Origin of the sequence: Pseudomonas sp. NPDC098747, from assembly GCF_044760045.1 — a bacterium.
Classification (GTDB): domain Bacteria; phylum Pseudomonadota; class Gammaproteobacteria; order Pseudomonadales; family Pseudomonadaceae; genus Aquipseudomonas.
Genome location: NZ_JBIWAL010000044.1, coordinates 21,506 through 47,634, shown reverse-complemented (window position 1 = coordinate 47,634; position 26,129 = coordinate 21,506). Strand labels below are relative to the sequence as shown.

At 55.6% G+C, this 26,129-nt stretch carries 24 protein-coding genes, 1 tRNA gene and 1 pseudogene; 15 read left to right on the top strand and 11 right to left on the bottom strand.

Annotated features, from left to right (window positions below):
• From ACIQVE_RS22310 to ACIQVE_RS22300, 3 genes and pseudogenes are all read right to left on the bottom strand, one after another.
• Positions 1-233 (bottom strand): annotated as a pseudogene (locus tag ACIQVE_RS22310) (hypothetical protein); the annotation flags it as partial.
• 126 nt (positions 234-359) lie between these two features.
• Positions 360-1,568, bottom strand: a complete 1,209-nt coding sequence (gene chrA, locus ACIQVE_RS22305) for a chromate efflux transporter (RefSeq protein WP_402812254.1) — start codon at positions 1,566-1,568, stop codon at positions 360-362.
• A gap of 177 nt (positions 1,569-1,745) precedes the next feature.
• The gene (locus tag ACIQVE_RS22300; protein ID WP_402812252.1) at positions 1,746-2,678 is read right to left on the bottom strand and encodes a LysR family transcriptional regulator; all 933 of its coding nucleotides are present in this window, start codon (positions 2,676-2,678) and stop codon (positions 1,746-1,748) included.
• 123 nt (positions 2,679-2,801) lie between these two features.
• Here ACIQVE_RS22300 and ACIQVE_RS22295 point away from each other — a divergent pair, with 123 nt between their 5' ends.
• From ACIQVE_RS22295 to ACIQVE_RS22285, 3 genes are all read left to right on the top strand, one after another.
• Complete coding sequence (locus ACIQVE_RS22295) at positions 2,802-3,728, top strand: alpha/beta hydrolase (RefSeq protein WP_402812249.1); 927 nt, start codon at positions 2,802-2,804, stop codon at positions 3,726-3,728.
• A gap of 135 nt (positions 3,729-3,863) precedes the next feature.
• Complete coding sequence (locus ACIQVE_RS22290) at positions 3,864-4,319, top strand: GNAT family N-acetyltransferase (protein WP_402812246.1); 456 nt, start codon at positions 3,864-3,866, stop codon at positions 4,317-4,319.
• A gap of 84 nt (positions 4,320-4,403) precedes the next feature.
• Positions 4,404-4,859: a GNAT family N-acetyltransferase gene (locus ACIQVE_RS22285; RefSeq protein ID WP_402812243.1), complete on the top strand. Its 456-nt coding sequence runs from the start codon at positions 4,404-4,406 to the stop codon at positions 4,857-4,859.
• A 172-nt stretch (positions 4,860-5,031) separates the two neighbouring features.
• On the opposite strand, the gene ACIQVE_RS22280 is transcribed toward ACIQVE_RS22285, so the two are convergent.
• From ACIQVE_RS22280 to ACIQVE_RS22270, 3 genes are all read right to left on the bottom strand, one after another.
• Positions 5,032-6,891, bottom strand: coding sequence for an ABC transporter ATP-binding protein (locus tag ACIQVE_RS22280; RefSeq protein WP_402812241.1), 1,860 nt, complete (start codon positions 6,889-6,891; stop codon positions 5,032-5,034).
• Between the two features lie 132 nt (positions 6,892-7,023).
• A complete protein-coding gene (locus ACIQVE_RS22275) occupies positions 7,024-7,491 on the bottom strand; it encodes an NUDIX domain-containing protein (RefSeq protein ID WP_402812261.1) in 468 nt (155 codons plus the stop codon).
• A gap of 179 nt (positions 7,492-7,670) precedes the next feature.
• A complete protein-coding gene (locus ACIQVE_RS22270; RefSeq protein WP_402812239.1) occupies positions 7,671-8,633 on the bottom strand; it encodes a LysR family transcriptional regulator in 963 nt (320 codons plus the stop codon).
• A 157-nt stretch (positions 8,634-8,790) separates the two neighbouring features.
• Here ACIQVE_RS22270 and ACIQVE_RS22265 point away from each other — a divergent pair, with 157 nt between their 5' ends.
• From ACIQVE_RS22265 to ACIQVE_RS22245, 5 genes are all read left to right on the top strand, one after another.
• Positions 8,791-10,086 carry an MFS transporter gene (locus tag ACIQVE_RS22265; RefSeq protein ID WP_402812258.1) on the top strand — a complete coding sequence of 432 codons (1,296 nt, stop codon included), beginning with the start codon at positions 8,791-8,793 and terminating at the stop codon, positions 10,084-10,086.
• 29 nt (positions 10,087-10,115) lie between these two features.
• Positions 10,116-11,618 carry a M81 family metallopeptidase gene (locus tag ACIQVE_RS22260; RefSeq protein ID WP_402812236.1) on the top strand — a complete coding sequence of 501 codons (1,503 nt, stop codon included), beginning with the start codon at positions 10,116-10,118 and terminating at the stop codon, positions 11,616-11,618.
• Between the two features lie 528 nt (positions 11,619-12,146).
• Complete coding sequence (locus ACIQVE_RS22255) at positions 12,147-13,829, top strand: peptidoglycan D,D-transpeptidase FtsI family protein (RefSeq protein WP_402812234.1); 1,683 nt, start codon at positions 12,147-12,149, stop codon at positions 13,827-13,829.
• Between the two features lie 123 nt (positions 13,830-13,952).
• Positions 13,953-14,453, top strand: a complete 501-nt coding sequence (gene umoC / locus ACIQVE_RS22250) for a UmoC family flagellar biogenesis regulator (RefSeq protein ID WP_402812231.1) — start codon at positions 13,953-13,955, stop codon at positions 14,451-14,453.
• A 178-nt stretch (positions 14,454-14,631) separates the two neighbouring features.
• Complete coding sequence (locus ACIQVE_RS22245) at positions 14,632-15,879, top strand: D-alanyl-D-alanine carboxypeptidase family protein (RefSeq protein ID WP_402812229.1); 1,248 nt, start codon at positions 14,632-14,634, stop codon at positions 15,877-15,879.
• Positions 15,880-16,213: 334 nt separating this feature from the next.
• Here ACIQVE_RS22245 and ACIQVE_RS22240 read toward each other — a convergent pair whose 3' ends face one another.
• Genes ACIQVE_RS22240 through ACIQVE_RS22230 form a run of 3 tightly spaced genes read right to left on the bottom strand, consistent with a single transcriptional unit; the run spans position 16,214 to position 18,416 of the window.
• The gene (locus ACIQVE_RS22240) at positions 16,214-17,542 is read right to left on the bottom strand and encodes an ATP-binding protein (protein WP_402812226.1); all 1,329 of its coding nucleotides are present in this window, start codon (positions 17,540-17,542) and stop codon (positions 16,214-16,216) included.
• Entirely contained in the window at positions 17,542-18,249 is a 708-nt protein-coding gene (locus ACIQVE_RS22235) for a response regulator (RefSeq protein WP_402812223.1), read from the bottom strand. Before ACIQVE_RS22235 ends, ACIQVE_RS22240 begins: the two co-directional genes overlap by 1 nt.
• Positions 18,246-18,416 (bottom strand): hypothetical protein, encoded by a 171-nt coding sequence (locus ACIQVE_RS22230; protein ID WP_402812220.1) that lies wholly within the window; start codon positions 18,414-18,416, stop codon positions 18,246-18,248. Before ACIQVE_RS22230 ends, ACIQVE_RS22235 begins: the two co-directional genes overlap by 4 nt.
• On the opposite strand from ACIQVE_RS22230, the gene ACIQVE_RS22225 reads away from it, so the two are divergent.
• From ACIQVE_RS22225 to ACIQVE_RS22195, 7 genes are all read left to right on the top strand, one after another.
• Positions 18,415-18,729, top strand: a complete 315-nt coding sequence (locus tag ACIQVE_RS22225; RefSeq protein WP_402812217.1) for a hypothetical protein — start codon at positions 18,415-18,417, stop codon at positions 18,727-18,729. The genes ACIQVE_RS22230 and ACIQVE_RS22225 overlap by 2 nt on opposite strands.
• On the top strand, positions 18,729-19,388 hold the full coding sequence (locus ACIQVE_RS22220; RefSeq protein ID WP_402812215.1) for a DUF3313 domain-containing protein: 660 nt from the start codon (positions 18,729-18,731) through the stop codon (positions 19,386-19,388). The genes ACIQVE_RS22225 and ACIQVE_RS22220 overlap by 1 nt, the downstream gene beginning before the upstream one ends.
• Positions 19,389-19,549: 161 nt before the next feature.
• Positions 19,550-21,052 carry a glycine betaine/L-proline transporter ProP gene (gene proP, locus ACIQVE_RS22215; RefSeq protein ID WP_402812212.1) on the top strand — a complete coding sequence of 501 codons (1,503 nt, stop codon included), beginning with the start codon at positions 19,550-19,552 and terminating at the stop codon, positions 21,050-21,052.
• Between the two features lie 321 nt (positions 21,053-21,373).
• The gene (locus tag ACIQVE_RS22210; protein WP_402812209.1) at positions 21,374-23,077 is read left to right on the top strand and encodes an amidase; all 1,704 of its coding nucleotides are present in this window, start codon (positions 21,374-21,376) and stop codon (positions 23,075-23,077) included.
• Positions 23,078-23,413: 336 nt separating this feature from the next.
• Positions 23,414-24,709 carry an OprD family porin gene (locus ACIQVE_RS22205; RefSeq protein WP_402812206.1) on the top strand — a complete coding sequence of 432 codons (1,296 nt, stop codon included), beginning with the start codon at positions 23,414-23,416 and terminating at the stop codon, positions 24,707-24,709.
• Between the two features lie 228 nt (positions 24,710-24,937).
• On the top strand, positions 24,938-25,183 hold the full coding sequence (locus ACIQVE_RS22200; protein WP_402812204.1) for a type II toxin-antitoxin system ParD family antitoxin: 246 nt from the start codon (positions 24,938-24,940) through the stop codon (positions 25,181-25,183).
• A complete protein-coding gene (locus ACIQVE_RS22195; RefSeq protein WP_402812201.1) occupies positions 25,176-25,466 on the top strand; it encodes a type II toxin-antitoxin system RelE/ParE family toxin in 291 nt (96 codons plus the stop codon). The genes ACIQVE_RS22200 and ACIQVE_RS22195 overlap by 8 nt, the downstream gene beginning before the upstream one ends.
• 7 nt (positions 25,467-25,473) lie before the next feature.
• On the opposite strand, the gene ACIQVE_RS22190 is transcribed toward ACIQVE_RS22195, so the two are convergent.
• Both ACIQVE_RS22190 and ACIQVE_RS22185 read right to left on the bottom strand, forming a co-directional pair.
• Complete coding sequence (locus ACIQVE_RS22190; protein ID WP_402812198.1) at positions 25,474-25,941, bottom strand: hypothetical protein; 468 nt, start codon at positions 25,939-25,941, stop codon at positions 25,474-25,476.
• A gap of 87 nt (positions 25,942-26,028) precedes the next feature.
• Positions 26,029-26,124, bottom strand: a tRNA-Sec gene (locus tag ACIQVE_RS22185).
• Between the last annotated feature and the right edge of the window lie 5 nt (positions 26,125-26,129).

Below are 26,129 nucleotides of genomic sequence, written 5' to 3'. Positions count from 1 at the left end.
GAGCGACCGCACCTGTCCTTAAAATACAAAACGCCCGACGCGGTGCATCGGGCGTTGGGGTGAAAAAGGTGTAAACCTATTTCAGGACTAGACACTTTCTTATCGGAAGACTTCGAAAGCGTCGAGGCCGCCGCTGATTTTTTGGCAGGTGATGACTTTTTGTCCTTCAGTTCCTTACTGGCTTTCGAAGCTTCACCTTTGCTTTTCTTCTCGTCTTTAGCCACGTTGATCACCTCTCGGAGAATGCCGGTATTGGCACATTGCCTGTGTGATTATTCACAAGCTAATCATTAGGCGAGCGCGTCCAAGAGCCGTTCCAATTATTTATGCATCGAATAGGCTTTGAGAGGTGCCGCCCTTCATACCATGACACTCAACCCCCACCCCGCCACTCCCGTTCCGACAACAACCAGCCACGCTGGCAACTTCCACACCATCAGCGCAATCAGGGCAACCAGCGCCAGTCCGAAGTCTTGCGGCTTGAGGATCGCACTCGTCCACACGGGTTGATAAAGCGCGGCCAGCAACAGGCCGACGACAGCCGCGTTCACGCCGGCCAACGCGGCTTGTGCACGCACGCTACGCCGTAACTGCTCCCAGAAAGGCAAGGCGCCGACAACCAACAAAAACGCTGGAGCAAAGATCGCCAGCAAGCAGATCATCCCACCTGCCCAACCTGACGGCGGCACGTTCATCGAGGCGCCGAGAAACGCGGCGAACGAAAACAACGGACCCGGCATAGCCTGCGCAGCACCGTACCCCGCCAGGAACGTTTCATTGTTGACCCAACCGGAGGGCACGACCTCGGCTTGCAGCAGCGGCAGAACGACATGGCCGCCGCCAAACACCAGGGAACCGGATCGGTAGAAGGCGTCGACCATGGCCAGGCTTTGATCGGACACCCGCTCGGCCAGCAGCGGCAGCCCCACCAACAACACAAGGAACAGGGCCAGCCACATCGCTCCGACCCGGGGGCTGATTGGTATCGACAGCGCATCGTGCTCGAAACGTTGTACGGGCTTGAACAGCATCAGGCCTGCCAGTCCGGCGACGACTATCACGCTGACCTGCCCCCATGCCGACGGTGCGAGCAACGCAACGCAGGCGGCAATTGCCATGAGGGTAATTCGCGGCATGTCTGTGCACAGGTTTCGTGCCATTCCCCACACCGCTTGAGCAACCACTGCGACAGCCACGACTTTGAGGCCATGCAGAGCGCCGGGCGCAAGAGCCGCGCCATAACGCGACAGGCCCAGCGCAAACAAAATCATCAGCATCGCTGACGGCAGCGTGAACCCGGCCCAGGCAGCCAGCGCGCCGCGATAGCCTGCACGGGACAGGCCCAAGGCGATGCCGACCTGACTGCTAGCCGGTCCTGGCAGAAACTGACAGAGCGCGACCAGATCCGCGTAGCTGCGCTCGGTCAACCACTGCCGTCGCGTAACGAATTCATTGTGGAAGTATCCCAAGTGCGCAATGGGACCACCGAATGAAGTCAATCCGAGCCGCAGAAAGATCAGAAACACCGACCAGGCACTGTTTCGCTCAGCGGTAAAAGAGTCGGCCATGTACCCGCGTTCCTTCTTCAATAGTCGAGCAACGATAGCGTATTTCGGTTTCTTGAGAAGTTACGGGAGTTGGAAGATGGCATCCGGACCCGAAGAGTAAAAAGCGATGCCTTTATATATGGCGGCTGAGGACTGGTAGTTATTGGCCGTTCAGCCGTCTGCGAACATGAGCAGAGGTTAACTATCAGGGTAATTCTGCGTTTGTTCCCATGGAGGGCATGGCGACCATGCGTCTACCAGCTTATCGATGAAAAGACGGATCTTGGGAGAAAGATGTCGCTTGCTGGGATAGATGATCCGGATGGGTTCTGCTACCTCCGCGTGTTCTGAGAGCAGTTGAACGAGCTTGCCGCTGCGTAATTCCTGGCTCAACACGTACGACGGTAGTGTCGCAATGCCCAAGCCCGCCATCGCGCAATGATGCAGCGCCTCAGCGCTGTCCATCTGTAGCCGTCCACCTTGAGTGAAGGCGACCGGCTGACCGTTTACCCGAAAATTCCACGGAAGTAATCTTCCGCCGCTGACGAAATGCAGGCACTCGTGAGCAGACAGCTCTTCTGGCGTTTGAGGCGCTGGATGTTCAACCAAATATTGGGGTGAAGCGCAGGTGATCATTTGCTGGTACGCCACAGTGCGCGTCAGCAATCGAGAATCTTCTTTAGGCGGGCCAATGCGCATGGCCAGGTCAAATCCCTCATCAATGAGGTCTACCAGTCGGTCGGAAAACGTAACGTCGACGCTTAGAGAAGGCCAATCCTTCAGACAACATTCGATGTGATGCAGAACGTGAAGCCTACCCAGCGCAACTGGCAGACTCATGCGCAATCGCCCACTAGGTGTCGAGCGACGAAACGCCAGCGCACTCTCGACATCGTCGAGATCCTGAAGGATGCCAACACAGCGCTCGTAGAGAACCTGACCGTCGTCCGTCATGCTTAGGCTGCGGGTTGTGCGGTTAAGTAAACGCACCTGCAATCGAGCTTCCAGCCTGACAATAGATTTGCCTACCGCCGACCGAGTGAGTCCAAGTTGCTTGGCCGCAGCGGTAAAGCTTCCAGCATTCACCGAGCTCACGAAAGCCGCAATATCGTTCAGGTTATGAATTTCCATACGGTCTCAGTCGCTCAACGTCCGGGCGTTATTGAACCCTTTATAGGGAACCCTATTCCCCAATTACACGAATATTATCTCAATTAGCTAACTCATCAATCACCTTCAATTGAGATCACAAAAATGAACCCGACAGTAAAAGCAGCCGTTCAAATCTGGGCCGACAGCCTGACCGATTTGGTACCCGTCCTGAAGGGTATTGATACCACCACGAAAATGAGCGATATCCGCGACGCCTACGCAAATATGCTCGCGCAGAATCCAGCGCCCACCGGCGTTGAATTCAAAGCTGTCGACATGGGGGGCGTTCCAGGCACTCTGGTGACACCTGATGAGGTCAAGACCGACGCAGTTGTCATGTACATCCATGGGGGGGCGTACATTGTTGGCCGTCCAGATGGCTACCACGGCATTGGCGGCAACTACGCAAAAATGCTTGGTGCTCGTGTGTATATGCCTGACTACCGCCTTGCACCGGAGCACAAGTTTCCTGCATCCATCGACGACACACTGCGCGCCTACGAGTGGTTGCTTGAGCAGAAAATCCCGGCTAACAAGATCGCATTCTCAGGCGAGTCGGCTGGTGGCGCGATGGTTGTGAGCGTGATGGTAGCAGCCAAAGCCAAAGGGCTTCCGCTGCCTGCGGTGGGTTCCTCGATCTCGCCCTGGGCAAACCTTGAACACACCGGCGCATCGATGAGCAACCGTGAAGGCTTGGACCCGCTGAACTCCAAGCCTGTTCTGGATATCCTTGCCAGAGCATTTCTGGGCGACACACTTGCTAACCATCCTTTGGCTTCGCCTGTTTTTGCGGACGTCACCGGCCTCCCCCCAATTCTGATACAGATTGGTGAAAACGAGCTGATGCTGAGTGATGCGATGCGCCTTGCAAACCACTTGGCGGACAACCGTGTCCGAGTCAATCTTGAAGTGTGGCCTGCGATGTTCCACGCTTGGCACTTCTACTCCTCCATGTTGCCGGAAGGCCAGCAAGCGATGGAGAGCTCAGTGCGCTTCATCGAGACCGCTCTGGCCGAGGCCAACCTCTGAGTAGAATCAAGACTGCGGGAGCTTCCCTGCTCCCGCAACTCTGACGCTGATTGATCAGGTTGGCAGAATGAGTTCACCAGTGTGTGGATTTTTGCAATCACGTTAACGAGGCTCACGCCAAATCAAGGACGAGAAATGAACCAAGTCGAGATCCATCAAATCGTGCACCTACCGCCACAGATTCTGACCCTGGAAAAAGAGGCGACTGGAGAAGGTTTCAGGTTTCTCACCCGCCTGATTGCCGAATGGCATTCCAGAACAAATCGCTTCGATGCACCTGGCGAGTGTCTTATGGCAGCTTATTTGAACCGGCAACTGATAGGCATCGGAGGCCTTTCAGTCGATCCATATACTCAGACAAATACAGCCAGGCTGCGACGGGTGTACATCGCAGCTTCTTCAAGAGGGCAGCATGTCGGGCGGACGCTAGTAAAAGCGCTTGTTGCACATGCCGCTCTTCGCTTTCAGAGCGTGCGACTTTCCACCGATACGATAGAAGGAGATGCGTTTTATTTGCACTGTGGCTTCATGCGAACAGAGGATGCCCATGCCACTCATACCATGCTGTTAAGCGCCCCTGATTCGGGCTGATCTCGGCCAAAAGAAGCCCTTCGTGCTGGCGGGTAGACCCTCCGCTCACTGCGATCAATCATTCACATGGAAGGAATTGTTTTAATGGATTGCCTGATTCGAATCGCGATGACAACGGACGCCCTGGCTATTAGTCGAATCATCATAGGCACCCTGCGCGAGTCAAATGCTCAGGACTATTCATCCGAAATCATTAATCAAGTGGAACAAAGCTTTTCACCAGAGGCGATCCTTCACTTGTTTACGCAGCGTCAGATGTTCGTTGCAACAGTCGAAAGTCATATCGTAGCGACAGCCAGTCTTGATCAGGACGTTGTCCGAAGTGTTTTTGTCGATCCGGCGCATCAGCGAAAGGGCATCGGTAGGCAACTGATGAATAGAATTCAATCAATCGCCATAACCGAAGGACGCGATCTGCTGCGCGTCCCCTCTTCAATAACCGCTGAAGGCTTTTACGCTTCGCTTGGCTTTAAAAAAATCCGAGACGAGTTCCACGCTTCGGAGCGAACGATCATCATGGCAAAAAAATTGGAACTGTAACGCTACTGCGGCCCAGGAGGCGCCAGGATCGATAATGGATCTCATCTTTGACATCTTGATCAATCGCCTGGCTTATCGAATTGGCGTTTACGTATCGTTGCCAAGGACTACTGTCGGCGAATAGCGGGCGCATAGACGGAACTCAAGATATCCGTACCTTGCGCCCTTCCCTTCACGCCTGATCCAGCGCCTCGACCAACCCCTTGTCCTCACCCAGAAATCCGCCGCTTTGATGCTGCCAAAGCCGCGCATACACGCCGTTCTTTTCCAGCAATTCGCTGTGGGTGCCCTGTTCGATAATGCGTCCGTCATCCATGACGATCAGCCGGTCCATGGCCGCAATCGTCGACAGCCGATGGGCAATCGCGATCACGGTTTTGCCCTGCATCATGTCATCGAGGCTTTCCTGAATGGCCACTTCAACTTCCGAGTCCAGCGCGCTGGTGGCTTCATCAAGCAGCAGGATCGGCGCGTTCTTGAGCATCACCCGGGCGATCGCGACGCGTTGCCGTTGGCCGCCCGACAGCTTGATGCCCCGCTCACCCACCAGCGTGTCGTAGCCGCTATGACCTTGCCGGTCGCTGAGTTGGCTGATGAACTCATGGGCCTGGGCGCTGGCGGCGGCGCTGCGAATTTGCGCGTCGGTTGCATCGGGACGGCCGTAGGCGATGTTGTCGCGGATCGAACGGTGTAGCAACGAGGTGTCCTGGGTAACCATGCCGATGGCGCTGCGCAGACTGTCTTGGGTCACGTGCGCAATGTTTTGGCCATCGATGCGAATCTCACCGCTGTTGACGTCGTAGAAGCGCAGCAGCAAGTTGATCAGCGTGGATTTGCCGGCGCCGGAGCGGCCGACCAGGCCGATTTTTTCGCCCGGCCGGATGCTCAGATTGAGGCCATCGAGCACTTGGCGTTCGCCGTTGTAATTGAAGCTCACGTTATCGAAAGTCACCGCGCCGCCGGTGGTGACGAGCTCGCCAGCACCCGGCGCGTCCTGCACTTTAGTGCCTTGAGTCAGGGTCGCCATGCCGTCCTGCACGGTGCCAATGCTCTCGAACAGCGAGGTCAATTGCCACATGATCCAGTTCGACATGCCATTGATCCGCAACGCCATGGCGGTGATTGCCGCCACCGCACCTGCGCCGACTTCACCCTGATGCCAAAGCCACAGGGCATAGCCACCGGCCGACATGATCAACCCCACCACCAGGGCCTGGTTAACGATCTCGAACTGGCTGACCAGACGCATCTGACGAAAACCGGTTTGCTTGAAATCCTCCATCGCTGCACGCGCGAAGTGCGCTTCACGATTGGAGTGAGAGAACAGTTTCACCGTGGTTATGTTGGTGTAGGCGTCCGAGATACGCCCGGTCATCATCGACCGCGCATTGGCCTGTTCTTGCCCGACTTTGCCCAAGCGCGGCACGAAATACCACATGGCCAGCGCGAACAACACCATCCAGCCAAGGAAAGGCAGCATCAACTTCAAAGCGAAGCCGCCAGCCAGCGCGATGATCGCAATGAAATACACGCCGATCCCTGGGATGATCTCGATCAGGGTAAACAGCACGTCACGCACCGCAAGTGCGGTTTGCATCACCTTGGTCGTGACCCGACCGGAAAACTCGTCGGAAAAAAACGAAAGGCTTTGCCGCAACATCAGCCGATGGAAGTCCCAACGTAGGCGCAACGGAAAATTAATCGCCAATATCTGGTGTTGCACCATCGTGCGCAACGCTACCAGCCCGACACTGGTCACCATGACGATGCCCATGCCCCACAACACGCGACTTTCCTGCGCGGCCGCTTCGCCGCCTGCCTGCCAGGTCGAGAGCAAATCCACGACCTGCCCAAGGAAGGAAAACAGCCAGGCTTCGTAAATCGAAACAGCGGCACTCACCAGTGCAAGCAGCAGGATGTAACCGCGAGCGCCCCGCGTACAAGCCCACAGAAAACGCGCCAGGCCGGCGGGTGGCGGCGGTACCTCGTCAGGGGGAAAAGGGTCGAGTCTTCGTTCAAACGCACGAAGCATGGTGATCTCCAAAACAGTCAGTTGGGGAGATTCTGCCATTGAATGGTTGCCAGGAGGTCTTTGTGAAAAAGTGTGCGTTTATCAAGGCCGCTTTAAGCCAGAAGCAACCCTCTCGACAGGCGCTTATGAACATCAAGTCGCAGCTTGCGTTGATATAGAGGTACTTTGATCATTAGCCACGACATGACCTTGCGCTTTGAGCTTGGCAGTCAGGAAACGTAATGCTCGACGGAAGACAGGGTGACAGTCGGCATACGGCAAATCATCAAGCGGGGCCCAAAAAAAGCTGAAGATATGACCATGGTCATCGAGCGTTTGATGAGTCCATTGCTCACGCAAAAGCGCCTGCGTGTGACACAGCTGAAATGACCATATCTGGTCGAGATGCCCTGCGTCCCAGCAGCCCAAATCGCTGACGACCACTGCGGCTTCTATGCCTGATTCTTCGCCCAATTCACGCAGAGCGGTCTGAGCTGGAGTTTCACCCTTTTCGACTGTCCCTTTGACCAGTTGGACGCCTGCTATTGGGTGGCGGAACAACAGGATCTGGGTGCGAGGAGTACTGGAGAGGATGACGGGGCAAGCCTTGTTCGGTGACACGGCGATTTCCTTATCGGCAATGTCGATGATTATTACTGGATGCCCTTCGGTGAGCACACCGGCTGCCAGGCCACCAACAAAAGTAAACGCTGCCTGGTTCACACCATTAAGTGATCTCCACTGCATAGTCCCTCCTGCGCCGTGACCGCGAACAGAATAGTGATGTGACCAGAAACAGTTCAATTGGGGGAGCGCCCTGCCACGGGATTGCCAGAAAGCAAGTGACTTGATTCGCCTGTAAATATCTGCATTTGGGTTTTGATTCGCCGTAAAACTTCATCCGCTGCAATCGACAATGGGCGCCCTCGCTTTACCAAGAGCCGAGCGTTGACGTTCTGACACAGTGGATGATCAATCTCCAATGCCACCAACTCACCGGATTCGACTTCGTTAAGCGCCGAAAAAATAGCGGTCAAGGTGGCGCCCTTACCGCGAAGGACAAACCGTCGAAGTGCGGCCAATGAGTTCGTTACTAAGGTGGGTTTTACTTCAATATTCTCAGAATGCACCAACAGCTCAAAAATATGACCCAATCCGAATTCGGGGGGCATTACCGCCAGTGGGTAGCTAAGCATTTCCCTGACACTGACCGGATGTTTTAGATGCGCAAGAGGATGCTGGGCACTGACGAGCAGCTTTACGGGTTGATGCGAAGAGGCCCTGTACTCAATATCAGCGTGTGCCGAGGGATTATAGGCGAGCCCGATATGAGCCCTGCTCTCTGCAACTTCTGTCAGCACATAGTTGTTAGGTAAAACGTCCATGAACACATTCAGCCCAGGGTAATCGCTACAAAAACCGGCCAGGACATCATCCATCACACGGTCGATGAACCCCTCGCTGCAGACGATCCTAACCTCTCCTCTTTGCAGCCCCTGCAGCGCTCGCAGTCGGTCCTCCAGTTGTTCTTGCTGGGATTGGCAACCTCTCCAGAACTCAAGCAGGTATTTCGCCGACTCAGTGGGCTCTACGCCACGAGATTGTCGATTGAATAACTGCACTCCGACCTCGTCTTCGAGCAGCTTTATTTGCCGGGTGATGACAGAGGGCGCAGTGTTAAGGCTTTCTGCTGCTCCTCTGATTGATCCGTGTGACAACACCGCGAAGAAATAGCGCAATCTCCTCTGATTTATCTCCCTCATAGTCGATCATTCTCCGTGGTCATTACGTTGCTCAAAAAGCAACACTAGTGACTAAAAGTTGCTATTGCAACAAAAGCTTTTGTTATCCACGATGAAGCGTCCCTCCTGATTCATGCAGTCAATACGTTCTCGGAGGTCGGAATTAATCTGATTGAATATGAATAAAAACAATGTCGAGTTAAAAGCAGCGCTATATAACAAAATAAGCTGGCGCATCCTGCCATTTCTGTTGATCTGCTACATTTTTGCCTACCTTGATCGCATCAACATTGGCTTCGCCAAACTGCAAATGCAAAGCGACTTGGGCTTCTCAGACGCGGTCTATGGTCTGGGTGCGGGTATTTTCTTCATCGGTTATGCGCTGTTTGAAATACCCAGCAACTTACTGCTCCCTAAGATCGGGGCCAGGAAGACGTTTAGCCGAATACTGATTCTTTGGGGTTTAACCTCCGCTTGCATGTTTCTCGTCAAAAGCGAAACGTCGTTTTATATCTTGCGCTTTTTGCTGGGCGTGTTTGAGGCCGGCTTCGCGCCGGGCATGATCTTTTATCTCACCTATTGGTACGGACAGGATCGCATGGCACGTGTCATGGCTATTGTCATGCTCGCAGCCCCACTTGCCGGCATTTTCGGCGGACCTCTTTCCGCATGGATCATGAGTTCATTTCACGCCACAGCGTCGATGGCCGGTTGGCAATGGATGTTCCTGATCGAAGGCGTGCCTTGTGTGCTGCTGGGGATCATGGCGCTGTGGTTCCTTCCTGATCGTCCGTCAGATGCCAAATGGCTGACGCTCGAAGAAAAACAGCTGGTCACTGAAAATCTAGCTCCGGCGGGTGCTCAGCACCATTCGTTCAAGCAAGTCGCAAAAGACCCACGGGTTTACCTGATGGCGGCGGCTTATTTCTGCCTGATTTGCGGCATCTACACCTTGGGGTTCTGGCTCCCCACGATCATTCGCGAAGCCGGCGTCACCGACCTGCTGCAGATAGGCCTTTATTCAGCGATACCCTACATTCTCGCTGCCATCGCCATGCAGGTCTTCAGTCGTCGGTCTGACCGACTCAATGAACGTCGCTGGCACACCGCTGTTCCCGCACTGCTCGCCGCGCTGTTTTTGGCCGCATCTACGATTTTCAGCACACATCTGGTTATTTCCATGATTTGTCTGACCATCGCAACAGCAACGGTCTGGGTTGCTTACACGATCTTCTGGACCCTCCCATCCCAGTACCTCAAGGGCGACTCGGCAGCAGGTGGCATTGCACTGATCAACACCATTGGATTGATGGGTGGCTTCTTCAGCCCAACGATCATGGGATACGCCAAAACCTTAACCAGCAGCACACAAGCAGGACTACTCGTCATGGCTGCGCTGTTGTTGCTCGGCTCGATATTACTGGCCGCCAACCGCCTGCCTGTCCGCAAGCTAAACACCATCCCGGCGCACTGAATTAAAACGGCAGGAAAGGACTAGGTCTTATGAAAGTTCGAATCTTGATCGCTGGTTTCCAGCACGAAACCAACACGTTCGCTCCCTCCAAAGCTCACTACAGTAACTTCGAGCGCGGCGAAGGGTTCCCACAAATGGCACGAGGGGTGGAGGTTCTTGCTATGCGGGACATTAACCTCCCCATTGGCGGTTTTATCCTCGAAGCAGAAAAACTCGCTTACGAACTCGTACCCATTATTTGGGCAGGCGCAAGTCCGTCGGCACATGTTACCGAGGATGCATTCGAGCGCATCAGTGAAGAAATCCTGATAGCGGCACGTCGCGAGCAGATCGATGCGGTATATCTGGATCTGCACGGTGCCATGGTTGCAGAACATGTCGACGACGGTGAGGGTACGCTCTTGAAACGGCTGAGAGACATCGTCGGCAACGACGTCCCAATCGTTGCTTCCCTTGACCTGCATGCGAACGTTACTGAGCTCATGTTTGCCAACAGCAATGCATTGGTCGCCTTCCGAACCTACCCCCATGTCGATATGGCTGCCACCGGCGCCAAAGCGGCCGATCTCCTCTCCTGGCTACTCGAAGATAAGCGTGAGTTGAAGCGGGTTTCGAAACGGTTACCCTTCCTGATCCCGATCAATTCGATGTGCACCCTGCTTGAACCTGCCATTGGTTTGTATGAGCAACTGAAGTCACTGGAAAGCAGTCAGGTCCAATCCTTGTCGTTCGCACCAGGTTTTCCTGCAGCCGACTTCCCGGAGTGTGGTCCCGTGGTGTGGGGATATGGGGCTGACGAAGCAGCGGTTGAGCACGCAGTTCAGCAGCTATATCAAAAAATGGTCAATGAAGAGTCGAATTGGAAAGTTCAGTTTCTTTCACCTGATGATGCGGTGATCGAGGCGATGCGTTTATCGGCGTCTGCCGATTGCCCCGTGGTGATTGCCGACACCCAGGACAATCCCGGCGCAGGGGGAGACTCCAACACCATGGGCATGCTTCGGGCGCTGTTGAAGCATGGTGCCACGCAAGCAGCGATAGGGCTGATTTTCGATCCGGCGGCTGTGGCCAAGGCCCATCGTGCAGGTGTAGGCGCCTTTGTAGAGATGGAATTGGGAGGGCAATCGATGACTCCAGGCGACGCACCATTGGCCGGTCGCTTTGAGGTCGTATCCATGTCCGCCGGATGTTGCCAATTCGACGGCCCAATGATGAACGGCATGCGGGTGGATGTAGGGCCTGCGGCGTGCCTGAAAATTGAGGGTATCCTGGTAGGTGTGAGTTCCGGAAAAACCCAGATGCTGGATAGAAACCTGTACCGGATGGTGGGTATAGAACCGGAAAAAATGAAAATTCTGGTCAACAAAAGTTCAGTCCATTTCCGCGCCGACTTTCAACCGATGGCGCACGCGGTGCTCGTCGCGAAAGCACCTGGACCGATGATTGCCGACCCAGCGGATTTACCTTGGAAAAACCTTGCCATAGGCCTTCGTACCAGCCCCATGGGCAAACCGTTCGATAACCAAACCTGAGCACTTACCCAATCGTTTTTTTTCAAAGAGCAATAAGATGGGCAGCCACTGCGTCCGAGCGTGGGTTTACACATCAAAGCCTCACTGAAAGTTCACTACCTCGATGAAAACCTCATAAGTACCACGGCACAGCCTACCTAGCCGTACGGACGCGGGTGATCAATGACACACTGATGTGACAAACTTGCGAAGCAATAACGCAATTGTGCGGCTTTATTTTCTTCATGACTGAACGTTCTCCGTAGTGGTTCCGTTGCTCAAAAAGCAACACTATTGGCTACAAGTTACTGTTGCAACAAATCCTTTTGCCATCCACCATAAAGCAGCCTTATCAACCTAGGCAGTCAATGCTTTCTCTTGGATCGAAATTAGACATTACCTGGATCTGAATCGGAAAAATGAACACCTACATAAATGACTTTTGCATGAGTCTTTATGTGCGGCGTTATTTCTGAATATTGCAAAGTAAAATAGTAATAAGTCTTTTAGGCTTATATGCCGTTGCACGTACAGGGCCAGAAAAACTGTATGAATCGCCTAACACGAAACCCCAGATTTACGATAGTTTTAGCTGTTTTTTGTGCCCTCGTCATGGTACTTGTGGCGAGAATTACGTATCTTACGGTTTTTTCTCATGAGTTCTTGAATAACGAAGGCCGTAAACGCTCAACGCGACTAATTGAAACAATTCCCGTCCGCGGCACCATATTTGACCGATTTAATGAGCCCTTGGCGGTATCCACACCTGTGAGCACCTTGTGGGTGAACCCTAAACAGTTCGCCCCAACTCAACAGCAGGTAGCAATATTGAGTGAAAATCTTGATGTTGATGCTTCACTGATCAGCCATTTGGCATTAAACACCCAAGGCAAATCGTTCGCTTACTTAGCCAGAAAGGTGGGTCCAGAGGTCGCAAGCGGAGTAATGGAATTATCTATTCCCGGTTTGTATGAGCGCCAGGAATACAAGCGATTCTATCCGCAATCTTCGATGATGGCTCAGACATTAGGCTTCACCAACATTGATCAGGCAGGCATTGAAGGCATCGAGTTAATGTATGACCATCAACTTTCCGGAACGTCTGGGCTTGAAGAACTTACCTTGAATTTGCGCAAGCGTGTCACCAACGAAATACTGGTACATAAACCTGTAACCCCAGGAGATGATCTGTACCTGACAATTGACTCCACCCTTCAATACTACGTCGAAAAAGCATTGTGGAAAGCACTTAAAGACAACGCAGCCAAATCGGTAAGCGCCATTCTTATAGAAGCCAAAACAGGGGAAATACTAGCATTATCAACGGTGCCTTCCTTCAACCCCAACGCACGTAAAAGCTTTAACGCAAGCGTCATTCGAAATCGTGTATTTACTGACGTGTATGAGCCGGGATCAGTCATTAAACCATTCAGCATGGCCGCCGTTTTAACGGCAGGTATCGTGGATAAAAACGCTATTATTCAGATAGCGCCAGGTTTCGTTAAGATTAATGGTTATACCATTCGTGATGTGGGAAGGGATAACCAATTAGATTTAGCAGGTATCATTCGTCGCTCTTCAAATGTTGGTATGAGCAAGGTTGCAATACCGACGGGTGGCGCAGTCATTTCGCGATTGCTCCTGGATCTGGGATTCGGAAATAACACCTCGGTCTACTTTCCTGGCGAAAGTGTTGGGTCTATTCCAACCAGGGGAGTATGGTCAGATATCGCCACAGCGAGCCTTTCATACGGGTACAGTTTGTCTGTCAATTTGGCACAATTGGCTCAGGCCTATACCGTGTTTGCTAATGATGGAAACCTGATTCTATTATCGATAATTAAAGGCAAGACTCATCCATCGCGTAAAGTCATTAGCTCGGACGTCGCCAACAGTATTCTGGATATGCTAGTGCTCGCAGTAGATGGACCTGGAGCAGGCGGAAAGCGCGCGGCAATCAAAGGTTATGCAATAGCGGGCAAAAGCGGGACTTCACGCAAGGCCTCCAGTGGTGGGTATCACAGCAATACATACAGAGCCATGTTCGTGGGTATCGCACCCGCCAATGCCCCTGAGTTCATCATGGCAGTTCTAGTGGATGAGCCCACAGCCAAAGGTTACTTTGGGGGAGCGATTGCAGCACCGATTTTCAAGGAAGTACTCGAAGACGTCCTTCGCATCAGAAATGTACCGAGTGATCAAAGTCAAGTTCTGCCAGCAATACAGGGCTGAGCCGGCATTCTAAGCAAGCCCTGGATGCTGCCATAAAGATCTAAGACCTTGAGAGCTGCAAAGTCGGCCTGGCATTAAAGTTGTTTCTTCCTCTCGAAAATGCACTTCAAAGGATAGCTAAAAATGAAAAAACTGATTTCTGTGGTCGCTGTGGCGACTTCATTTGCCATGGGTACGGCATTCGCTCAAGCACCCGCGAAAGCTGACGTGAATCCCATCACAAGTGGCGCGCTCAATACGGCAGTTACGCCGACTACCACCGCAGCAAGAATGGCAGTGACCAGCGATGCTCATGCGGGTGCATTGGACGAATGCTACAACACCATTGGCGATCAGCCCCGGGCAGCGTTGCAGCCTTGCCTTGAAGGTAAGACTCGCGAAGCCACATCACAAATGAATAGCGCCTACAAAAAACTCGAAGCTCAGACAAAGGAAGTCGATTCGAGTGCGACGGCCAAAGCCCTTTCCTCGCTGCTCGCCTCTCAGAAAGCATTCGAGAAGTTCAAGGATGCGCAGTGTCAGTGGGAAGTTGACGCCGCGATGGGGGGCTCTGGCTCTGGAGATATTTTAAGTTCCTGCAAAGTCGATTTGATCCGCTGGAGAACGAAGCAACTTTCCGATTGAAATTATCGACATAGGCTGCTGGCTATCTCACCGGGGAGAGCCAGTTGGCCATTGAAACCGTCATGGAGCCATAGCGCTGAATCGAAGTCTGTGGCTCCGCCGAATTCGCCGACAACGTCAAAGGCCCGCCGCTAATCAGCAAACCTGAAATTTGCGCAGGAACGCGATTTTAGTTCTGGTGCTGATCAACAATTTCAAACCAAGTGTTCAATTTAATTTCTTAAATACTTATCCAGACATCCGAGAATTAAGGGGTATTGTGAAGTCGATACTTACGCTTTTTTGTTATATTACTTTTGTTGTATCTCCCTGGGCTTCAGCCACCCTCAGTGCGCCTCGCATGCCCTCTATCGAAGCAAGAAGTTATATTCTAATAGACGTCGACTCCGGACAAATTCTCGCCGCCCGCGATCCGAATGTCCGCGTCGAGCCCGCTTCAACCACCAAGTTGATGACCGCCTACCTGGTGTTCCAGGCTCTCAAAGAGAACAGGATTGCTCTGGACCAGCGAATCACGGTTAGCGATACGTCCTGGAGGAAGCCAGGCTCGAGTATGTACATCGACACCCGAATGCATGTGCCGGTGGACGACCTCATCAAGGGCATGCTTGTGCAATCCGGCAATGACGCTACCAATCTTCTAGCGGAAACGTTAGGTGGCACTACAGGTGGATTTGTATCCACGATGAACGCCCAAGCGCGCTTACTGGGGATGAGCAGCACGACGTTCAAAAATCCGGAAGGGTTGCCGACACCTGGACACCTGACCACGGCACACGACCTGGCCATACTGGGCATCAGAATCCTTGAGGATTTTCCTGAGTATTCTCACTACTTCTCTATCAAACACTATTACTACCCCGGCACTCCACCTTCCAACGGCACCAATCGTAACCAACTGCTGTTCCGTGATTCCTCCGTTGAGGGTTTGAAGACCGGCCACACGGACGCCGCTGGTTATTGCCTCGTGGCATCGGCCGCGAGGAGCTTTGGTCATTACGGCAAGCGGCGAATCGTTGCCGTGGTACTTGGCGCGAAGAGTGAAAGGAAAAGAGCTGATGAGACCCAGAAGTTAATAAACTGGGGCTTTCGTACTTACACTGCTGTCAAGCTCGATATAAAGGGCACCACGTATGAAACTATAAAAATATGGAAAGGTGAAAAGACCTTCATCAAACTTGGCATTGCTCCGTCTGCTATTGCTGTACCTGCAAAATCAGTGGCAGATATCGACACGCAGTTTGATATCCCTCAACCGCTATCCGCCCCAATCGTCGAGGGTCAACAGGTGGGACTCATGAAGGTGAGCCTGAATGGTCAACTATTGCGAGAGATTCCGGTTACAGCGCTCGAGGAAATTAAAGAAGCGAATTTCTTCGTGCGGCTTTGGGACAGCCTGGTTCTTCTTTTCAAAAGCCTGTTTTGAATACCTGATGTAGGCAAACGACTACTCGCTCCTCTCACACCATGGATAACGCAGATGGCCGATAACCTCGCGCATCTGGACGCTTTGAGCGCCATAACCCTTGGATTTCCACACGACGTGGTTGCGGCTTCAGGACCCTCGCTTGCCGGGGGCAAGGCGGACCTCATTGACGCAACGAACCGGGTTGTTCGATGAGTCAACGCGACGAACGTTATGGCGCGGCCCAGCCAATGCGCACCGATTGGCTGGGCGATGGGGGCGTCGGCAACGTGTAGAACACAAAGATGCTCTCGCGTTGTTGGCCTCGCCCCGCTCTCGAATGTTTCAGACGTATCTACAGCGGCAACTCAACCCGCGCAACCAACCCGCCACCGCTGCGATTGCTCAACGTCAGTTCCCCGCCCTGCTCACGCACGATCGCCCGTGCCGCCGAGAGTCCGAGGCCGACGCCACCGGTGTGGCGATTGCGCGAGGCTTCGAGGCGGAAGAATGGATCGAACACCCGCTGTAGCGATTCTTCGGGAATGCCCGGCCCTTCGTCGCTGACGTCGATGCAAATCGTGTAGCAATCACCACTCAACGCGATGCGCGGGTGTTGCGCGTATTTCTCGGCGTTTTCCAGCAGGTTGACGATGACCCGTTTGATGCCAAGCGGTCGGCCTTCATAAACACAATGTGCCGGGCCGCTGTAGTCGACAGCGATATCCTGGTCACGGTAGTCATCGATGATGGTTTGCAGCAATTCAGCGATGTCGAACGCCGTGGTGGACTCACGATGAGTGTCTTCACTGAAGAACCCCAACGCCGCATTGATCATCGACTGCATCTCCTCGATGTCGCGAATCAGTTTGCCCTGGTGGTCGAGGTCTTCCATGAATTCGCTGCGCAGGCGCATGCGGGTCAGCGGTGCGCGCAAGTCGTGGGAGATGGACGCGAGCATGTGCGTGCGTTCGCCGATGAAATGCTGAATCTGTGCCTGCATGGTGTTGAAGGCGATGATGACCTGGCGTATTTCGCCAGGGCCTTCGATCTTGATCGGGGGTGCGCGCAGATCGCCGCCGAAACGTCTGGCAGCGTTGGCGAAGCGTTGCAGCGGGTTGGCCAGTTGGCGGGTGGCAATCCAGGCCACCAGCAACGTTGCGATCAGACCCAGCCCGATGATCACGGCAATGCGCGTGTTTGCCTCCAACCCCCAGCTTCTTTCTGGCGGGGTGAATGACAACCAACTGCCATCGAGCAGTTGCACGAGTGCGACGTAGTGCGCTTGCGGACTTTGGGTTGGCCAGTCGCTGGGGTTGAACGCTTCTATGGTGCGTTCATCGCCCAATAACTGTTGCAGCACTGGCGCCCTGCCTGCTTCGACAGGCACGCCGCCCGCCGGCAATCCGAAGTCGGCTCGCTGCGCCTTCCACACAACCTTCAACATGGGGCTGCTTGCGGCGTCGGCCAATTGCGCGCGCAACGGTGCCGGCGCTGCCTCGATCACGCGCACGGTCGCGGCAATCTGTTCCAGCAGGCCGGTCCGCTCGATGGGCGGACGCGCCCAAATGCCGGCGACCTGAACGAACAGTGCATTGAGCACCAGTGACGTCAGCATCGCCGCGACGATGGTCAGGGCAATCCGCCGACTGAGGGTGTCGCGGCGCAGGATTCGGCGGATCATCAGCGGCTTACCTTTGCGGTGAACATATAGCCGCCGTTGCGTACCGTGCGGATCAGGTCCGGGCGTTTGCAGTCGGGCTCGATCTTGCGCCGAAGCCGGCTGACCTGCACATCGATGCTGCGGTCGAACGCGTCGTGGCCCTGGCCGTGGGTCAGGTCGATCAATTGCTCGCGAGTAAGAATGCGTTGCGGATGCTCAAGAAACACCACCAGCAAATCAAACTCGCCACCGGACAGCGGAATCATCACGTTTTGCGGTGAGCGCAGTTCGCGGCAGGTGATATCCAGATGCCAACCGGCGAAGGCAATCACCGGCCGCGACGGTTCGCTCGGCGGACTGACTGGCTCGCCTGCGCGGCGTTGCACGGCACGCAAGCGAGCCAGCAGTTCGCGCGGCGCAAACGGCTTGGTGACGTAGTCGTCCGCGCCCAACTCCAGGCCGACAATGCGGTCGCTCAACTCACCCATGGCGGTGAGCATGATGATCGGAATGGCCATCTGCGCCCGCACCTTCTGGCACAGACTCAAGCCACCTTCACCGGGCAGCATCAGGTCGAGAATGATCGTGTCCGGTCGCTGCTGCGCAATCGCCGCCCACATCGCCTCGCCGTCCGCCGCTACATCGACCTCATAGGCGTGCTGGACGAAGAACTTCTTCAGCAGCGACAGAATTTCCACGTCGTCGTCGACGATCAGCAGTCTGCTCACGGGCGCAGGATCCTCAGGCCAAAAAAGAGTGCATCTAAAACCATTCTGGCGTCCGGGTCATTTATTTCAATCGAGCAACATTCCTTCGCCAGCGACATCAACCGGACATCGTCCGGCAAAAACCCTCGTGCACCCTGCACACCTTTCCAAACCAGGGGGTTGTTCATGAAGGCCTTGCACAGCAGGTATACCGCCGAGGGGCATAACGCCAAATATCCGTTGATCCTCAGCCAGCGCACCACGGCACCGACAGACGATACGCCGATCCTGTTCCAGGAGTTTTGCCTGGGGCTGGCCAGCGATCAGAGCCGGATTGTCCTGCGCCGTTACTTCGAACAGTTCAGCCCGGCCAACGCCCAGTGGGTGGAGTCCACCCATTCGATCCCCACCCCGGACCTCATCCACTGGATCAGGAACCACGTCCAGTTGCACATCGAGTGCTCGGAAAACGCCCCGAAAAACAACAAGGATTCACATTAATGAGAAGCCATTGCCTGATGTCGCTGCTATGTACAGCGTCCCTGAGCCTGTCGGCCTGCACCAGTACCAACGTCGAACACACCGGTTTTCTACATGATTACAGTGTTTTGCAGGAACACACATCGCCGTCGGGTCAGGACGTTTTGGGTTGGGTCAGCCCGGCCCTGGCCAGGGGTCGTTACACCCAGGCCTATCTGGCGCCGAGTCAGTTTTTCCCGAGCACCGAGCCCACCGTAAGGATTCCCCTCAGCACACTGGCAGGCGTCACCGATTATTACGACGCGGCCCTCAGGCATGAGCTGGGCAAAGTCATGCAACTGGTGTCGACACCCGGTCCGAATACGCTGATCGTCAGGCCCGCGATTACCCGAGTCGCCGCCAGCACTCAGGGTTTGCGCTTTTATGAATGGTTGCCGGTCACGCTGCTCGCAGCCGGTGTGAGCACCGCCACTGGCATTCGTGATCAAGACAGCGAAATCGCCACCGAGGTGTCGTTCGAGGACGGTTCGACCGGCGAAGTGATTGCAGAAGTCATGCGCAAGGGCACCGGCGTGCCGCTGGACAACAACAAACAGGTGCTGACGGCTGACGACGTCAAAGTGGTACTGGATGGTTGGGCCAGTGATCTGGGTAAATCATACGTGGCGCTTCGTCGTTAGGACGTGTAGCGGCCGTCTACGGCGGGATCGGTCGCGTTTCACTGAAAAAAAACCACAAGCGGTGAATTATTTCGTGTCCTCATGTATCAGACCCATTAAGCACGCGCCATCAAATAGATGGCATCGACGCGACAAGATGGATCAGTAAAGAGAATACTCGGATGAAATCACGTAAAAGCAGCGTCAAACCGATTGGTCTGAAAGACATCACCATCGTCGACGACGTTAAGATGCGCAAAGCCATCACGGCCGCTGCGCTCGGCAATGCCATGGAATGGTTTGACTTTGGTGTCTACGGCTTTGTCGCCTATGCGCTCGGCAAGATCTTCTTCCCCGGCGCCGATCCTGGCGTGCAGATGATCGCGGCATTGGCGACGTTCTCCGTCCCTTTCCTTATCAGGCCGCTGGGCGGTCTGTTTTTCGGCGCGTTGGGCGACAAGTACGGACGACAGAAAGTCCTCGCCGCGACCATCGTCATCATGTCCCTCAGCACCTTCGCCATCGGCCTCATACCCTCGTATGACTCGATCGGGATATGGGCGCCGATCCTGCTGTTACTGGCGAAAATGGCCCAGGGTTTTTCCGTCGGTGGCGAGTACACCGGCGCCTCGATCTTCGTCGCCGAATACGCGCCGGACCGCAAGCGCGGCTTCCTCGGCAGTTGGCTGGACTTCGGCTCGATTGCCGGTTTCGTCCTTGGCGCCGGTGTGGTGGTGATGATCTCGACGATTATCGGTGAAGAGAAATTTCTTGAGTGGGGCTGGCGTCTGCCGTTCTTCCTCGCCCTGCCGCTGGGCATGATCGGTCTGTATCTGCGTCACGCTCTGGAAGAGACTCCGGCGTTCCAACAACACGTCGAGAAACTCGAACAAGGCGACCGCGAAGGCCTGGCCCGTGGCCCGAAAGTGTCGTTCAAGGAAATCGCCACCCAACACTGGCGCAGCCTGATGACCTGCGTCGGCGTCGTCGCGGTGACCAACGTCACCTACTACATGCTGCTCACCTACATGCCGAGTTACCTGTCGCACAACCTGCACTACAGCGAAAACCGTGGCGTGTTGATCATCATCGCGATCATGGTCGGTATGTTGTTCGTGCAGCCGCTGATTGGTTTTGTCAGCGACAAGATCGGCCGCAAACCCTTCATCGTCATCGGCAGCATTGGCCTGTTCATCCTCGCCATCCCAGCATTCATACTGATCAACAGCGGCAAGATCGGCCTGATCTTCGCCGGGCTGCTGATGCTGGCGGTGTTGCTGAACTTCTTCATCGGCGTGATGGCTTCCACCCTGCCGGCGATGTTCCCCACGCACATTCGTTACAGCGCACTGGCTGCATCTTTCAACATTTCGGTGTTGATTGCCGGTCTGACGCCGACCGTCGTGGCCTGGCTGGTGGAAAGCACGAACGACCTATACATGCCGGCGTACTACCTGATGGTGGTTGCCGTGGTCGGTCTGATCACCGGCCTGACCATGAAAGAGACCGCCAACAAACCCCTGCGTGGGGCTGCCCCGGCGGCCTCTGACCTCGAAGAAGCGAAAGAGCTGCTGCAAGAGCATCACGACAACATCGAGCAGAAGATCGAGGACATTGATGCCGAGATCGCGGAGCTGGAAGCCAAGCGCAAGAACCTGGTGCAACAGCATCCACGGATCGACTAAAGCAACGTGACTGCTCGATGAGCTGATCAGGTTGGCGGGTAGTCAGGTCTGACGCCTTCGCGAGCAAGCTCGCTCCCACAGGTTCTGTGGTGTTCGCAAGATTGGTGCGCACCACCGAACAATGTAGGAGTAAGCCTGCTCGCGAATCAGCTTCGCGCTGAGTCATCGGCGGACAAAGAACCATCCCGCCGATTACTCCGCGCCCGGCATGGTGTTAAATAGGCGCCAGTCTTAACCTTGTCGCGAAAGCCGTGCCACGAGAACCGATATGAACGCCCCTTTTAGAAAAAATGATGCCCCACTGCAAACGGCGGTGACCGCATGATCGAAGTCACCGAAGTTTCCATTGCCCAACTGCGCGCCGCGCTTGAGTCCGGCCAGACCACGTCGGTTGAACTGGTACAGGCCTATCTCGCCCGCATCGATGCCTACGACGGCGCCGACACCGCGACAACGCTCAACGCAGTTGTCGTACGCAATCCCGAAGCACTCAACGAAGCCCGGGGCGCCGATGCCCGCCGCGCCAAAGGCGAAACCCTCAGCCCGCTCGACGGCATTCCTTACACCGCCAAGGACAGTTATCTGGTCAAGGGCCTGACCGCAGCGTCCGGCAGCCCGGCCTTCGCTGATCTGGTTGCCTACCGCGACGCCTTCACCATCGAGCGCCTACGCGGTGCCGGGGCGATTTGCCTGGGCAAGACCAACATGCCGCCGATGGCCAATGGCGGCATGCAGCGCGGGGTTTACGGCCGCGCCGAGAGCCCGTACAACGCCGACTTCCTCACCGCACCGTTTGCCTCCGGCTCGTCCAATGGCGCCGGTACCGCCACTGCTGCGAGTTTTGCCGCATTCGGTCTGGCGGAAGAAACCTGGTCGAGCGGGCGCGGCCCTGCTTCGAACAATGGCCTGTGCGCCTACACCCCGTCGCGTGGCGTGATCTCGGTGCGCGGCAACTGGCCGCTGACTCCGACCATGGACGTCGTGGTGCCGTACGCGCGCACCATGGCCGACCTGCTGGAAGTCCTCGATATCGTCGTCGCCGAAGACCCGGACACCCGGGGCGATCTGTGGCGCCTGCAACCCTGGGTGCCGATCCCGAGCGTCAGTTCCGTGCGCCCCGCCGCCTACGCCGAACTGGCTGCTGACCGCGCGGCGCTGGCCGGCAAGCGTTTCGCCGTGCCACGCATGTTCATCAACGCGGACCCTGAAGCGGGCACCAGCGAAGCGCCGGGCATCGGCGGCCCGACCGGCCAACGCATCAACACCCGCGCATCGGTGATCGATCTGTGGAAACAGGCGCGTCAGGCACTGGAAGCCGCCGGTGCCGAAGTGATCGAAACCGACTTCCCGCTGGTCTCCAACTGCGAAGGCGATCGCCCCGGCGCGCCGACCGTGTTCACCCGTGGCTTGGTGTCCAAAGAGTTCCTCCACCATGAACTGTGGGATCTGACTGCCTGGGCATTCGACGATTTCCTGCAAGCCAACGGCGACCCGAAGCTCAATCGACTGGTCGACGTCGATGGCGCGAAAATCTTCCCCCACGAGCCGGGCACCCTGCCCAACCGTGAGGGCGATCTCGTCGCAGGCATGGACGAATACGTGCGCATGGCCGAGCGCGGCATCACGCCCTGGAATGAAATATCCACCGTGCCCGATGGCTTGCGTGGCCTGGAACAAACCCGGCGCATCGACCTTGAAGACTGGATGGACCAACTTGGCCTCGACGCGGTGCTGTTCCCGACCGTCGCCGACGTCGGCCCGGCAGATGCGGATGTGAACCCTGAGTCCGCCGACATCGCCTGGAGCAACGGCATCTGGGTCGCCAACGGCAACCTCGCGATCCGCCACCTGGGCGTGCCAACCGTCACCGTGCCAATGGGCGTCATGGCCGACATCGGCATGCCGGTCGGCCTGACCTTCGCCGGCCGCGCCTACGACGACTCGAGCCTGCTGCGCCTGGCAGCGGCGTTCGAATCCACGGGCAGCAAACGCCTGATCCCGCCACGCACCCCGCCATTGTCATAACGCGGTCAAACTGTGGGAGCGAGCCTGCTCGCGATATCGGTGTGTCAGTCGACAGAAATGTTGCCTGACACACCGCTATCGCTGGCAAGCCAGCTCCCACAGGTTTTTGTGTGATGCCAGAAATCGTAGCCCCACCCCGCATCCCTGTGGGAGCTGGCTTGCCAGCGATAGCGCCGGGTCAGTCAACATCATTGCTGATTGATCCACCGCATTCGCGAGCAGGCTCACTCCCACAGGTTTTTGGGTGTTGCTGCCAAATTCAGCACATCGGTCCAATCCCTGACTGCCGAATATATTGATCATCAGTGCCATCTTCTTTGCTATTGGCCACTGACCATGATCGACTGCGCTCCATCGCGCCTCTCCCTGCTTGCGTTGCTCTGCGGTCTGAACTCAGCGGCCAATGCGGGCGGTTTTCTGGACGATTCCAAATCTGAAGTGCTCAGCCGCAACTTCTACCTGAACAACGACTACCGCTCGCCTTCACCCGCCGGTAAAAACTATAAACAAGAGTGGGCACAAGGGTTTATCGGTACTTTCTCATCGGGTTTCACATCCGGCACGGTCGGGTTCGGCGTCGACACGCATGCCTTTTTCGGGCTGAAACTGGATGGCGGTAGAGGCCATTCCGGCACCGGGTTGCTGCCGGTCGACAGCGATGGCCGCAGCGAGAACGACTACTCCAGCGCCGGCGGCGCATTGAAACTAAAGGCGTCGCGCACCACCATCGCCTTCGGTGAAATGACCGTCGAAACGCCGGTGTTCGATACTTCCGACAAACGCCTCCAGCCGGAATACGCCACCGGTTTTCTGCTCAGCAGCCGGGAACTCGACAACATCAATCTACAAGCCGGGCATTTCACGGCATTCAAGAATCAGGACAGCTCTTCCGGAAAAGGTGATTTCTACGGTTACGGCGCCAACACCGAGCACAGCTCAATCAGTTTTCTCGGCGCCGACCTGTTCAACCACAGCCCGTGGGGCGGCGCGCTGTATGCCTCCGACCTGACTGACACCTGGCACCAGTACTACGGCAACCTGCATTTCAAGCAACCCGGCCTGTTGCTCGACGCCAACCTCTACCACACCCGCGACACCGGGCAGGCGCTGGCCGGGACAATCGACAACACCGCGTTCAGCCTCTCGGGCAAATACACCCTCGGCCCGCATGCAGTAATGCTCGGCTGGCAGCGCATCAATGGCAACACACCGTTCGATTTCTTCGGCGGCGACTCGATCTACCTCGCCAACTCGATCAAGTACGCCGACTTCAACGGGGCCGGTGAACGCTCGTGGCAAGCACGCTACGACCTCGACCTCGGTGCCTTCGGCATCCCCGGCCTCAAGTTCATGACCCGCTACGTCACCGGCAACCACATCGACGGCACCCATGCGCCGAAGGGCGGCGCCTACAATCCGTTTGATGTCGATAGCGGTGATTACCGACCACAGCAAGGCGATGGCGGCAAACACTGGGAGCGCGACATTGATTTGAAGTACATCGTGCAGTCCGGTGCGTCGAAGGATTTGTCGGTGCAGGTATCGCATGTTTCACACCGGGCCAATGAAGCTCAAGCGGGGGATGATATTGACCGGATTTACGTGGTGATCCAGTACCCGCTGGGCTTCTGACGAAATACAGTCAATTGTAGGAGCGAGCCTGCTCGCGATGGCGCAGTGTCATTCAATATTTGCAGGACTGACCGACTGCCATAGCGAGCAGGCTAACACCAACGCGTGCTGCGATCTTTTGCTTTAAAAGTGTCGGGGTCAGTAGACTGGCTTAAAGGATCCATACTCGTTAGCGCACCAATAGTATGATAACTTGCGCACAATCGACCACCCACCGGAGGCCAAGCCATGGGAACCGTACGAAAAACCATCACCGTAACTGACCAGCAAGACAACTGGATCAAAGCCCAGATAGAAGCAGGTCATTACACCAACGACAGCGAATACATCCGCGATCTTATCCGGCGAGAACAGGAGCGCAGCGCCGAGTTGGAGACGGTCCGAGCCGCCCTCAGGGAAGGCGAATCCAGCGGCAAGCCTCGCCCATTCGATCCAGTCGCATTCAAGCAAAGAATGTTGACTACGCATGGCTGAATATCGTCTTACACCTGCCGCCGAGGGCGACCTTGAGGCAATCTGGAGTTATACCGCGCGACAGTGGAGCCCGGATCAAGCCAATCGCTACATTGACATCATTATCGCAGCATGTGCGCAGTTGGCAGAGCGCCCGAAAACAGCGCCGGCGTGTGACGCCATCCGCCCCGGATATCGACGCTGTAACGTGGAACGGCACATCATCTACTTTCGAATCACGGCGTACGGAGTTGCCATTATTCGAATTTTGCATGACCGGATGGCAGCGCAGCGTAACCTCTGACGATCCGTCACTCCGGCATTTCACCGATAATCTCGATCAGATCTTCCCGGGTAATGTCATTGGCCTTGACCGCCGCGGCGACATCGTTCCTGGATAAAGGAAAACGCTTGAAGATGTCCTTCAACGTAACGGCGTCAATGCTTTCCAACCACAGCGGATCAATCAGAGAGCCGCCATACTTCGGCTCCATCGTCACCGTTTCGTGATCAATCGGGCCTTTGTGGTTGAAGTAGACCAGGTAACGTGTGAACCCTTCCGGGTAGCTTTTATCTTCATAAAGCGTGGTGCCGATCGGCAGTACATAGCTGTTTTCATCACCATTACGCCCTCCAATCAGCAGCGGCTCCGTGGTTCTGATCATTGGCATTCCACGTGTCACTGTGCCGTGCGTGATCACGTAGTAAAGCCATCCCGCAGCGTTCGCACACACCAACAGGGTGAAGAAAAGCACGGTGCTTCTGGTGAGATTTTTCAAGCGGATCTCCGGCAGTCCATTGTCAGGATTGGCGGATGGTACAGGGTCGGCGCTGGCGAAGGCTGCGATCTTTTGCTTTAAGAAAACTGGCGGAAGGCAGCCGGAGTCGAACCTGCCCGGGAACGGATGCCGTCCCCAACCGGGTTTGAAGCCCGGCCGCGCCACCGGGCGCGATTGCCTTCCTTGAA

What these genes read in the sequence shown, in the direction of transcription:
- chrA (WP_402812254.1), bottom strand. Translation starts at nt 1,568, where the DNA reads ATGGCCGACTCTTTTACCGCTGAGCGAAACAGTGCCTGGTCGGTGTTT.
- ACIQVE_RS22300 (WP_402812252.1), bottom strand. Translation starts at nt 2,678, where the DNA reads ATGGAAATTCATAACCTGAACGATATTGCGGCTTTCGTGAGCTCGGTG.
- ACIQVE_RS22295 (WP_402812249.1), top strand. Translation starts at nt 2,802, where the DNA reads ATGAACCCGACAGTAAAAGCAGCCGTTCAAATCTGGGCCGACAGCCTG.
- ACIQVE_RS22290 (WP_402812246.1), top strand. Translation starts at nt 3,864, where the DNA reads ATGAACCAAGTCGAGATCCATCAAATCGTGCACCTACCGCCACAGATT.
- ACIQVE_RS22285 (WP_402812243.1), top strand. Translation starts at nt 4,404, where the DNA reads ATGGATTGCCTGATTCGAATCGCGATGACAACGGACGCCCTGGCTATT.
- ACIQVE_RS22280 (WP_402812241.1), bottom strand. Translation starts at nt 6,891, where the DNA reads ATGCTTCGTGCGTTTGAACGAAGACTCGACCCTTTTCCCCCTGACGAG.
- ACIQVE_RS22270 (WP_402812239.1), bottom strand. Translation starts at nt 8,633, where the DNA reads ATGAGGGAGATAAATCAGAGGAGATTGCGCTATTTCTTCGCGGTGTTG.
- ACIQVE_RS22265 (WP_402812258.1), top strand. Translation starts at nt 8,791, where the DNA reads ATGAATAAAAACAATGTCGAGTTAAAAGCAGCGCTATATAACAAAATA.
- ACIQVE_RS22260 (WP_402812236.1), top strand. Translation starts at nt 10,116, where the DNA reads ATGAAAGTTCGAATCTTGATCGCTGGTTTCCAGCACGAAACCAACACG.
- ACIQVE_RS22255 (WP_402812234.1), top strand. Translation starts at nt 12,147, where the DNA reads ATGAATCGCCTAACACGAAACCCCAGATTTACGATAGTTTTAGCTGTT.
- umoC (WP_402812231.1), top strand. Translation starts at nt 13,953, where the DNA reads ATGAAAAAACTGATTTCTGTGGTCGCTGTGGCGACTTCATTTGCCATG.
- ACIQVE_RS22240 (WP_402812226.1), bottom strand. Translation starts at nt 17,542, where the DNA reads ATGATCCGCCGAATCCTGCGCCGCGACACCCTCAGTCGGCGGATTGCC.
- ACIQVE_RS22225 (WP_402812217.1), top strand. Translation starts at nt 18,415, where the DNA reads ATGAAGGCCTTGCACAGCAGGTATACCGCCGAGGGGCATAACGCCAAA.
- ACIQVE_RS22230 (WP_402812220.1), bottom strand. Translation starts at nt 18,416, where the DNA reads ATGAACAACCCCCTGGTTTGGAAAGGTGTGCAGGGTGCACGAGGGTTT.
- ACIQVE_RS22220 (WP_402812215.1), top strand. Translation starts at nt 18,729, where the DNA reads ATGAGAAGCCATTGCCTGATGTCGCTGCTATGTACAGCGTCCCTGAGC.
- proP (WP_402812212.1), top strand. Translation starts at nt 19,550, where the DNA reads ATGAAATCACGTAAAAGCAGCGTCAAACCGATTGGTCTGAAAGACATC.
- ACIQVE_RS22210 (WP_402812209.1), top strand. Translation starts at nt 21,374, where the DNA reads ATGATCGAAGTCACCGAAGTTTCCATTGCCCAACTGCGCGCCGCGCTT.
- ACIQVE_RS22205 (WP_402812206.1), top strand. Translation starts at nt 23,414, where the DNA reads ATGATCGACTGCGCTCCATCGCGCCTCTCCCTGCTTGCGTTGCTCTGC.
- ACIQVE_RS22200 (WP_402812204.1), top strand. Translation starts at nt 24,938, where the DNA reads ATGGGAACCGTACGAAAAACCATCACCGTAACTGACCAGCAAGACAAC.
- ACIQVE_RS22195 (WP_402812201.1), top strand. Translation starts at nt 25,176, where the DNA reads ATGGCTGAATATCGTCTTACACCTGCCGCCGAGGGCGACCTTGAGGCA.